General features: G+C 69.6%; 9 protein-coding genes. 3 read left to right on the top strand and 6 right to left on the bottom strand.

Going from position 1 to position 8,699, the window contains the following annotated elements:
- Nucleotides 1–65 precede the first annotated feature (65 nt).
- Genes IH13_RS0125485 through pcaC form a run of 3 tightly spaced genes read right to left on the bottom strand, consistent with a single transcriptional unit; the run spans nucleotide 66 to nucleotide 2,839 of the window.
- Entirely contained in the window at nucleotides 66–845 is a 780-nt protein-coding gene (locus IH13_RS0125485; protein ID WP_031088221.1) for an exodeoxyribonuclease III, read from the bottom strand.
- A gap of 50 nt (nucleotides 846–895) precedes the next feature.
- Nucleotides 896–1,543, bottom strand: coding sequence for an MBL fold metallo-hydrolase (locus IH13_RS0125480; protein WP_031088219.1), 648 nt, complete (start codon nucleotides 1,541–1,543; stop codon nucleotides 896–898).
- A 12-nt stretch (nucleotides 1,544–1,555) separates the two neighbouring features.
- Entirely contained in the window at nucleotides 1,556–2,839 is a 1,284-nt protein-coding gene (pcaC, locus tag IH13_RS0125475; RefSeq protein ID WP_031088217.1) for a bifunctional 3-oxoadipate enol-lactonase/4-carboxymuconolactone decarboxylase PcaDC, read from the bottom strand.
- 1,097 nt (nucleotides 2,840–3,936) lie between these two features.
- On the opposite strand from pcaC, the gene IH13_RS0125465 reads away from it, so the two are divergent.
- The gene (locus IH13_RS0125465) at nucleotides 3,937–4,395 is read left to right on the top strand and encodes a hypothetical protein (RefSeq protein WP_063837489.1); all 459 of its coding nucleotides are present in this window, start codon (nucleotides 3,937–3,939) and stop codon (nucleotides 4,393–4,395) included.
- Nucleotides 4,396–4,491: 96 nt separating this feature from the next.
- A complete protein-coding gene (locus IH13_RS0125460) occupies nucleotides 4,492–5,163 on the top strand; it encodes a DUF6193 family natural product biosynthesis protein (protein WP_051835920.1) in 672 nt (223 codons plus the stop codon).
- Between the two features lie 15 nt (nucleotides 5,164–5,178).
- Here the strand turns inward: IH13_RS0125460 and IH13_RS45830 are convergent, their stop codons facing one another.
- The 3 genes from IH13_RS45830 to IH13_RS45655 form a co-directional block, all read right to left on the bottom strand.
- Nucleotides 5,179–5,658, bottom strand: coding sequence for a diguanylate cyclase domain-containing protein (locus tag IH13_RS45830; protein ID WP_082317705.1), 480 nt, complete (start codon nucleotides 5,656–5,658; stop codon nucleotides 5,179–5,181).
- 831 nt (nucleotides 5,659–6,489) lie between these two features.
- Nucleotides 6,490–7,110 carry a hypothetical protein gene (locus tag IH13_RS0125450; protein WP_031088211.1) on the bottom strand — a complete coding sequence of 207 codons (621 nt, stop codon included), beginning with the start codon at nucleotides 7,108–7,110 and terminating at the stop codon, nucleotides 6,490–6,492.
- An 81-nt stretch (nucleotides 7,111–7,191) separates the two neighbouring features.
- Entirely contained in the window at nucleotides 7,192–7,320 is a 129-nt protein-coding gene (locus IH13_RS45655; protein WP_267883880.1) for a hypothetical protein, read from the bottom strand.
- Between the two features lie 88 nt (nucleotides 7,321–7,408).
- On the opposite strand from IH13_RS45655, the gene IH13_RS44070 reads away from it, so the two are divergent.
- The coding region (locus IH13_RS44070; RefSeq protein WP_420713395.1) for an IS701 family transposase at nucleotides 7,409–8,699 on the top strand (1,291 nt) is incomplete at its 3' end.

The following is an 8,699-nucleotide window of genomic DNA, read 5'->3' as shown; positions in this document are numbered from 1 at the left end:
GCGGCGCCTGCCGCGGGTCGCCGGTGCCCACCTTGTCCGTGCGGGCACCGGCGACCGGCGACCGGTCAGATGTCCAGGTCCACGACCACCGGGGCGTGGTCGGACGCGCCCTTGCCCTTGCGCTCCTCGCGGTCGACGTAGCTGTCCTCGACGGCCGCCGCGAAGGGGGCGTTGCCGTAGACGAGGTCGATCCGCATGCCCCTGTTCTTCGGGAAGCCGAGCTGGCGGTAGTCCCAGTAGGTGTACGGGTGGTCGTACTTGAGCGGGCGCGGCACCACGTCCGAGAGCCCTTCGGCGCGCAGTGCGGCGAGGGCGTCCCGCTCGGCGGGGGTCACGTGCGTGGATCCCTCGAAGAGGGACGGGTCCCAGACGTCGTCGTCCGTCGGGGCGATGTTGTAGTCACCGAGGACCGCGAACGGCACCGGTCCCGCCGCGTCCGCCGAGACGGCCTTCCGCAGGGCCTCCAGCCAGCGCAGCTTGTAGGCGTAGTGGTCGTGGGCGACCTCGCGGCCGTTGGGGACGTAGACCGACCAGACGCGGACCGGGCCGCAGGTCGCCGAGACGGCCCGCGGCTCCTGCACGCCCTCGTACTCCGGGCCGTCCGGCAGGCCCGTCACGACGTCCGCGAGACCGACACGGGAGAGCAGCGCGACGCCGTTCCACCGGCCCGTGGCGTTGACCGCGGACTCGTACCCCGCCTCGCGCAGTGCTTCGGCGGGGAACTGGTCGAGCGTGCACTTGGTCTCCTGGAGGCACAGCACATCGGTGCCGCTGCTCTCCAGCCAGGCCAGCAGCCTCGGGAGCCGGGCCGTGATCGAATTGACGTTCCACGTTGCGATGCGCATACAGCAAACCTAACCGCTCCCACTGACAGCCGGACCCCAGGCGGGTCGGGTCAGAGACGGGTCGCGTCGCCCGGGGCCAGCCGGCCGTGGTCCGCCCCGCCGAGGGCGCCGATCTGGTTGTCGTAGATCGGGCGCGCCAGGTCGGTGAGGAGTGCGTCGTGGACGTCGATCGCCCGGCGCGGCTTCACCTCGCGTACGTAGTCGATGACCTCGGAGATCTTGTTCCAGGGTGCCATCACCGGCAGCATCAGCGTGTCCACCGGCCGGTCGGGGACGGTCAGGGCGTCCCCCGGGTGGAAGACCGAACCGTCCACCAGGAAGCCGATGTTGGTGACCCGCGGGATGTCCGGGTGGATCACCGCGTGCAGTTCCCCGTGCACCTGGACGTCGAAGCCGGCCGCGGAGAACGTGTCGCCGTGGCCGACCGTGTGCACCCGGCCGGGGAACGCGGCCGACAGCCGCTCCGCCACACTGCGCAGGGTCCAGATCTGCGCGGCGGGGTCGGCCTCCAGACCCGCGCGCAACCGGGCCTCGTCGAAGTGGTCCGGGTGTTCGTGCGTGACCAGGATCGCGTCGGCGCCGACCGCCGCGTCGTCCTCCGAGAAACCGCCGGGGTCGATGACGAGCGTCCGTCCGTCCCGCTCCAGACGGACGCAGGAGTGGGTCTTCTTGGTGAGTGTCAGAGGCGATGCGTTCATACCACCATCCTGCTACGCGGGCGGGGTCGTTTCCTGCTGGATCACCGACTGCGCGACGGCGAACGCGGCGTCCGCCGCCGGGATGCCGCAGTAGACGGCGGTCTGCAGCAGGACCTCCTTGATCTCGGCCGGGGTCAGCCCGTTGCGCAGCGCCGCCCTGACGTGCCGGCCGAGGCTCTCCATGTGGCCGGAGCAGACCACCGCGGTGAGCGTGACGCAGCTGCGGGTCCGGCGGTCGAGGCCCTCACGGCTCCAGATCTCGCCCCAGGCGTAGCGGGTGACGAGGTCCTGGAAGTCGCCGGTGAAGTCGTCGGACGCGGCCGTCGCCGCGTCCACGTGGGCGTCGCCCATGACCTCGCGCCGTACCTTCATCCCGCGGTCGTACCGGTCGCCCGGACCGGCGGGCGGGCTGTCCGCCGCAGCGGCGGGCGGTATCTCGGCGACCGGTGTCACGGGGACGAAGGGCGCGGCGGCAGCGGCCGGGGCGGGCGGCGCGGGGAAGGACGCCAGGGTGTCCTGCCAGGACGTGGAGAAGTGCACCAGGAGCAGGTCCGTCACGGCGGCGGGCTGCTCGACGGGCGCGAGGTGGGACGCGCCCGGGACGAGGGCGAGCCGGGCGTCGGGGATGCCCGCCACGAGGGTGCGCGCCTCGGCCGGCCCGGTGACCTTGTCCTCGGCGCCGACCAGGACGAGCGTCGGGACGCTGATCCGGGGCAGCTGGGCGCGGATGTCGAAGGCGGCCAAGGCCTCGCAGAAGGAGATGTAGCAGCCGGGGTCCGTGGTGCGGACCATCTGGACCGCCCACTCGACGATCGCGGGCTGCGCGGCGGCGAAGCCCGGGGTGAACCAGCGTTCCGGGGAGGTGCGGGCGATCGGCTCCAGGCCGTTGCTGCGGACGACGACCCCGCGCTGACGGAATTCGTCCGCCGTGCCGAAGCGGGGTGAGGAGGCGATCAGCGCGAGGGAGGCGACCCGGTGCGGGTGGCGCAGAGCGAGGTCGGCGCCGACCGCGGCGCCGATGGAACACCCCGCGTAACCGAAGCGCTGGACGCCCAGGCCGTCGAGGGTGGCGAGCAGACGGTCGGCGAGGTCGGTGACGGAGGCGGCGGGGTGGGCGGGGGCTCCGCCGTGGCCGGGCAGGTCGTACCGGAAGATTCTCCAGTGCTGGGAGAGCTCGGGTATCTGCCGGTCCCACATGTGCCATGTGGTACCCAGGGAGGGCCCGATCACCAGGACCGGAGCGTCTTCTGGCCCGTCAAAGCGGTGTTGCAGGGTGTTCGGTGATGTCTCGGTCACCCGGAAAACCCTCTCATCTGTCACGAGATGTCACATCGCCGGGGTGGACCTAGCCAGTCTCGGCTCTCCCACGATGCCGGCTCCGGCGCCGGGACCCTCAAGAGACCAGGTGCGGCTCACCGGCATGCGCCCGCGTCTCGGGAACCTCCCGCAGGCGTCCAGCCACATGGGCCTGATCCAGAGTGCCCTGCTCCTGGAGCAGCTGGCGGAACAGTCCTCCCCTCACCGAGGCGCGGTGTCGGTTCCGGCGCGCCGTTCCCCCTCACTCGGGTCGCTACAGAACCGCAGGGCCCTGATGTCGCAGCACGCCTAGCCGCCCCTTTCCACTGACGAGGATTCTCATGTCTGACAGCGCGTTCCCGACACGGCCGGCCGCGACCGGCCACGACGGCGGTCGCCACGGACCGATGCCTTCACGGTGCACCGCGTCCGTCGTGCCGTGGTGCTGCCCCTGCTGCTTCTTTCGGGCCTGCTGGGCGTCGCCTTCGCCGCCTGGTCGACGGCCGCGGTGGCTCTCGGCTGGCTCCTGGTCGGGGTCTGTCAAACGAGCGGCTCTGTCTCACATTCGGTGGTGACGGACCGTGAGTATTGGGCATCTCTACCTTGCAGAGAGTGCGGCCGGTGCTCTGACCTCGATACTTTGAAGCGGATGGCAGCGCATCGGGGTCGCTGAGCTTGTCGCGCCGGACGCTCACGGACAGACGCCGGGCCGCTCGGTCAGTCCCAGAGAACGACCGCTGTGGTGCGCGGACCTGCGGGTTCATGATCGATGGTCTATCCGTCGCCACCGTGACTTTCCGTCACCACCGGATGTGAGACAGAGCCGAACGAGCGGTGTAACTCGGTTTGTTGAGGGTTACTGGCGTGCTGCGGAGAGACGTCCGTTGATGGACGGCACCGTGGCGTGCTTCCGCGTGGCAAGGACGGCGCGGCCGGTGTGTTTGCCGTTGTACAGGGCGGCGTTTCTTCCGCCAGTTCGAGTTGCTACTGTCCTTCGTCGGGCGGGGCTGACCTGCTGACGTGTCTGGCATCGAGGCAACAGCACTGTTGCAGGCGCATCACCCCGTTGCGCTGATTCCGCTGTGAGGATGTGCTTCATGGTCGGCGTCGAAGAGTGGATCCAGGCCCGGAGAGGCTTGCGATTGGGACAGAGGCTTTCGGGGACGGTAACCGCGGTCCCGAATCCGGGTGCGACGGGGATCTTCATTGACATCGGCCTTCCGGTTGGAGGGTTCGTCGACGTGCTACTGCTTCCGGCCCCCGCGGAGCGCTGGCCGACGGTAGGGACCGTGGCGGAGTTCGAGGTCTGGTGGGCCGATGCGCGGCCGCAGGTGCGACTCAAGCCCGTAGAGCGCCAGTTCCTGCGCGAGGACTTCGACGAGTGGCTGGCCCAGTGGCGGCCGTGCTGGCCTGAGAACGTGCCCGTGGACCAGGCGTGGGTTGAAGCGGATGTGCCGACTCGGCGGGATGCCGACGAGGTCGAGGAAACGCTGCGTGCGGCCGGAGCAACGAGCACACGGGGTGAGGTATGCACCGTCCCCTGCGCCTGGACCTGATCGCAGCTCTCTTGGTGGCCGCGCAACGGCAGACTGTGCAGATGAACTCTGAATCTTTATCCTGACCTGGCTGCTGCGGGCAGCCTGACCGCAGCGTTGGAACAGCTGGCGGCCCAACTCGGTTTCGGTCTCACGGTGGTTGCCCACGAGGGAGGCTCCCCCGTCACGGCGGCCATCGCCTCGTCGGTCCCAGGGCGCAAGCCACTGTCCATCTACATCGGAGCAGACAGCCGCTTCTTCAGCCTCTCGGGATGGGACCAGGGCATCGAGTTGGTTACCGGGGCCACGCCGGACCTGGCAGATGTGGTCAGAGCTGGTGTGGCCTGGGGGCAAGGCAGAGGCCTGCGAGAGCTGGTCCTGTTGCCCTTTCTGCACACCAGCGAACGCGCCGAGGCGCACGGCCGTGGGCCAGCAGCGGTGGTCGAACTGCAATGGCGGAAGATGCAGGAGCAGGCGGATGAAGCCCCGGAGTTTCCAGGGTTCGGCCTACTCGTAGAAGCGGCTCACGCTGATCCGAGGTTGCGACAGCTCTACGTGTACTCGAGCCACTGGACGCTCGGCTTCAGCTCCTGCACCGGGTTCCCCTTCCGGAATGAGGCAGCTATCGTCCCCGCACACAACGGCAGGCCCTATCGCGTGATGAGGCACCCGCACTCCAACGCCATCGGCGAGACGGCCACGGCGGAGGAAGCCGTCGCCCTGGCGGTGTCCCAACTCGCTACCGGTGTCGGTCCGGCCGTCGCGGGAACCGCCGAACGAGATGAGTGACGTACCCAAAAGGAGTCACTGACGGTCACCGATCTCGCGGTCATTTGCCTCCCTATCAGGTGGCCGCAGGCGGGTAGATCCAACTGGCCGCCCATACTCATTCGGGACGGGCAGTTCAATGTCGATCGCCCTGGCGGCTGCCGCGGCGTCGGATGCACCAACAGGCAAAAACCTCTCAGCAACCACAGATACTGGATACAGAACGGCGTCGGCGGCCCTCTGTAACACGGTCAGGTCGCGAGAGCCGACCGATGCCGGGGCCGCGGCGTCGACCGAAGCGGCGACGTCGACGGTGCGGCCGTCGTCCAGGGCGACCGGAGTGTGCAGCATCCGGACCAGCTGCTCCAGGCGCTGCGCGCGGCGGCCGGACTTCAGCTCCAGGACCACGGCGAACACATCGCCCCCGAGCCTGCCGACGGACGCGCGCGGGCCCGCCCACGCGGTGAGCCGGGTCCCGAACGCCGCTAGGACAGCGTCCCCGGCCGGGTGGCCCATCGTGTCGTTCGATCTGCTTGAAGTGGTCGGCGTCGGCAGCACGCGGGTTCCGAGATTCCTGAACGCTGGCAGGGCGGAACCTGCGCGTCAGTTGATAGCTGCGGCGGTCCCGCACGCGGGTTCCGGCGAAGCTGCCGGAATCTGACTTTCCGAGCGTTCGCAGTGCTGCCGATCCAACTGGCTAACCGGCAGGCCAATGTGGGTTCGGCGTGCCGTCATCGCTCATGTGCGCCCGTCGCCAGATTTCGTTCCAGTTGAACGGGGTCTCCGGCACGAACCGGTGCCGCTGCCCGCACGGACATGGCGCCAGCGCCCGCGCGCACCCACGGCACAGCTCGGCCCAACCGTGCCCGGTCGAGCTCAGCACTCGTGGTCCCTCATCCCCACAAGCCGGGCAGCCGGGCGGCTCGGCGCCGTCCAGAATCGCGTTCTGTCGCCGGACGTACTCGGACAGACGCAGCGACGGGTGGCGAAACGGGTCTTCGTACCAGGCACGGTCGGGGCTTTCCCACCAGCTCTGCAGCCACCACGGCCGAGGGTTCGGTACAGCCCGCCGCCCAGCCTGCTTCTCCGCCCGGCGCTGCGCTGCGTACTCGTCTGCCCGCACAAGCCACAGCACCCGCGCCTCGTGCAGTTCCTCCACCGCCCGCGACAGCGCGTCCGGGCCCGCCTCCAACCGACGGGGGATCGCGGCGCTGAGCGTGAGGTGGTGGTATGTCGCCCGCAAGCCGTAAGGAGCAAAAACGGTGAGGCAAGTGCGCAACGCGCTGTGCCGCCGGTGGAGGCGGAGCCGGGCGTCGTGCACGCGCGCTCGGTGGGTCAGGAAGCTGGTCATTGTGTGGGCGCCAGGTTCAGTGCCCGTGCCAGGGCGGCAGTGACAGCGGCGGCGTGTGCCGGCAGGTGTTGTTCAGCCCAGGTTTCGGCAAGGCTGAGGAAGTCCTGCAAATCCTGCTGGGCGCCGGTGACGAGCGTGCGTATCTGGTCTACCGACAGCTCGATCACCGGGCTGCTGTCCGTCTCGTGGGCGTCGAGCGTCAGCCGGACGATGTCGTCAAGACGTTCGGCCGTCGAGGACGGATCGTGGCCGAAGTAGGAGTAGCCGGTGCCGTTGAGCACCTCCAGCCAGTCGCGCCAGGTCTCCAGGCCGTTGCAGCAGCCCGGCTCGACGAAGACGATGTCGGTGGCGTTGTCGGTCACCCGGAAGCCGCCGGCGGCGAACAAGTCAGGCATGGTGAGCAAGCCGTGCAGGAAGGTGCCGAGCGGGTCGGTCGGGCACGGCCCGTGCTCCTCCTCCGGCTCGAAGTCGTTGCAGCCGGCGATCTGCATAACCGCCGTGCCGACTTCCGCCGGAGTGAGCTCCCCGTTCAGCACGAGGTAGCCATATGACTCGTGCTGGCGAACAGGCCAGAGCGCGAAGTCGTCGGCTGCGGAGATCTCCAGAACGGGTTGCATCACAATCACATGGGGATGATGCCGGACCCATTGCTACACCGCCACGGGCTTTCAGCTGGCATCGGGCTGGGAGCAGGCCCGCTACCTGGGCAGTTTCGCGGTGCGCTCCGGGCAGGCGGCGCTGCCATAGCGCATGGCGGTCTGCGCGGTGATCCCGAAAAGCCGCATCAGCTTGAGGGGATCACCGGTGGCAAACGCCTCGTTGAGCATGCGGTCCTGCCGCAGGCCGACGAGGGTGAGTGTGCTGAGTGAGGAGTTGGCTGCGGTCCGGTGTGATCTGGAGGACTTCGCGGCGGAGATGTTCGAGCCGTTCGCGCGGGCGGATCAGCGCCGGTGGGGCGGGGTCTATCTGCGGGGGCTGCTGCTGGACGGCGGGCGCAAGTCGGTGGAGCCGATGGCCGCCCGCCTGGGCGAGGACGGGAACCGGCAGGCGCTGGCCCACTTCGTCACGTCCAGCCCGTGGGATGCGGCGCATGTGCGGGCCCGGCTGGCCTGGCGCATGCAGCCGGTCATCAAACCCACCGCGCTGGTCATCGATGACACCGGGTTCCTCAAGGACGGGGACGCGTCAGCGTGCGTGAGCAGGCAGTACACCGGCACCGCGGGCAAGGTCACCAACTGCCAGGCCGGCGTCTCGCTTCACCTCGCTTCCAAGGGCGCCTCGGCGGCGGTGAACTGGTGTCTGTTCCTGCCAGGGAGCTGGGATCCCGCCTCACCGAAAGCCGATCCGGCCAAGGTCGCCCGCCGTGACACGTGCGCCATCCCTGCCCAGGTGGGCCATGTCGAGAAGTGGCAGCTGGCCCTCGACATGATCGACGAGACGCGGTCCTGGGGCATCGACGTGCCCCAGGTCATCGCCGACGGCGGCTACGGTGACACCGCCGTCTTCCGGCTCGGCCTGGAGACGCGGACTCGACTACGTGGTGGCATCTCGACCACAACCACCGCACAGCCCGAGGACGCACGGCCCTCGACCCCGACCTACCCCGGCAGGGGCCGGCGGCCGGCCCCTGCCTACCCCGAGCCGGCACAGCGGGTGAAAGACCTGGTCATCGCGGCCGGCACGGCACACGGGGTCTCGCTCTTCGAGGTGGCACCGGGCTCCGCAGGGGTGCGCCGGGAGCCCGTCGTGACCATGGACGAGACCCGGGCCCAGGCCCGGTGGGTGCTGACCGGAGCCGAGGGTCGCCTGCTGGGCGTGGACGGCGACGGCGGGCGGGCCCTGGAGCACGTACGGGATCTGGCGTGCACGGCACTCGCCGCCGAACAGGTGGGCGCGGCCGAGCGCTGCCTGGAGCTCACCGCCGAGTACGCCAGGGACCGTGTCCAGTCCGGCCGGCCCATCGGTTCCTTCCAGGCCGTCAAGCACCGGCTCGCGGACGCCTATGTCCTGGTGGAGTCCGCGCGCTCGGCGGCGCTCGGTGCCGCGTTCGCCGCCGACGAGGATCCGGGCGCGCTGCCCCGTGCCGCCGCCGTCGCCAAGTCGGTCTGCTCCGAGGCGTTCTCGGCGGTGGCCGGCGAGATGATCCAGCTGCACGGGGGATCGGCATCACCTGGGAGCACGACGCGCACCGCTACTTCAAGCGGGC

It is taken from the genome of Streptomyces sp. NRRL WC-3549 (assembly GCF_000721935.1).
In the GTDB taxonomy this organism is placed as follows: domain Bacteria; phylum Actinomycetota; class Actinomycetes; order Streptomycetales; family Streptomycetaceae; genus Streptomyces.
The sequence above is the reverse complement of the archived record's forward strand: the minus strand, read 5'-3'. Positions and strand labels throughout refer to the sequence as shown.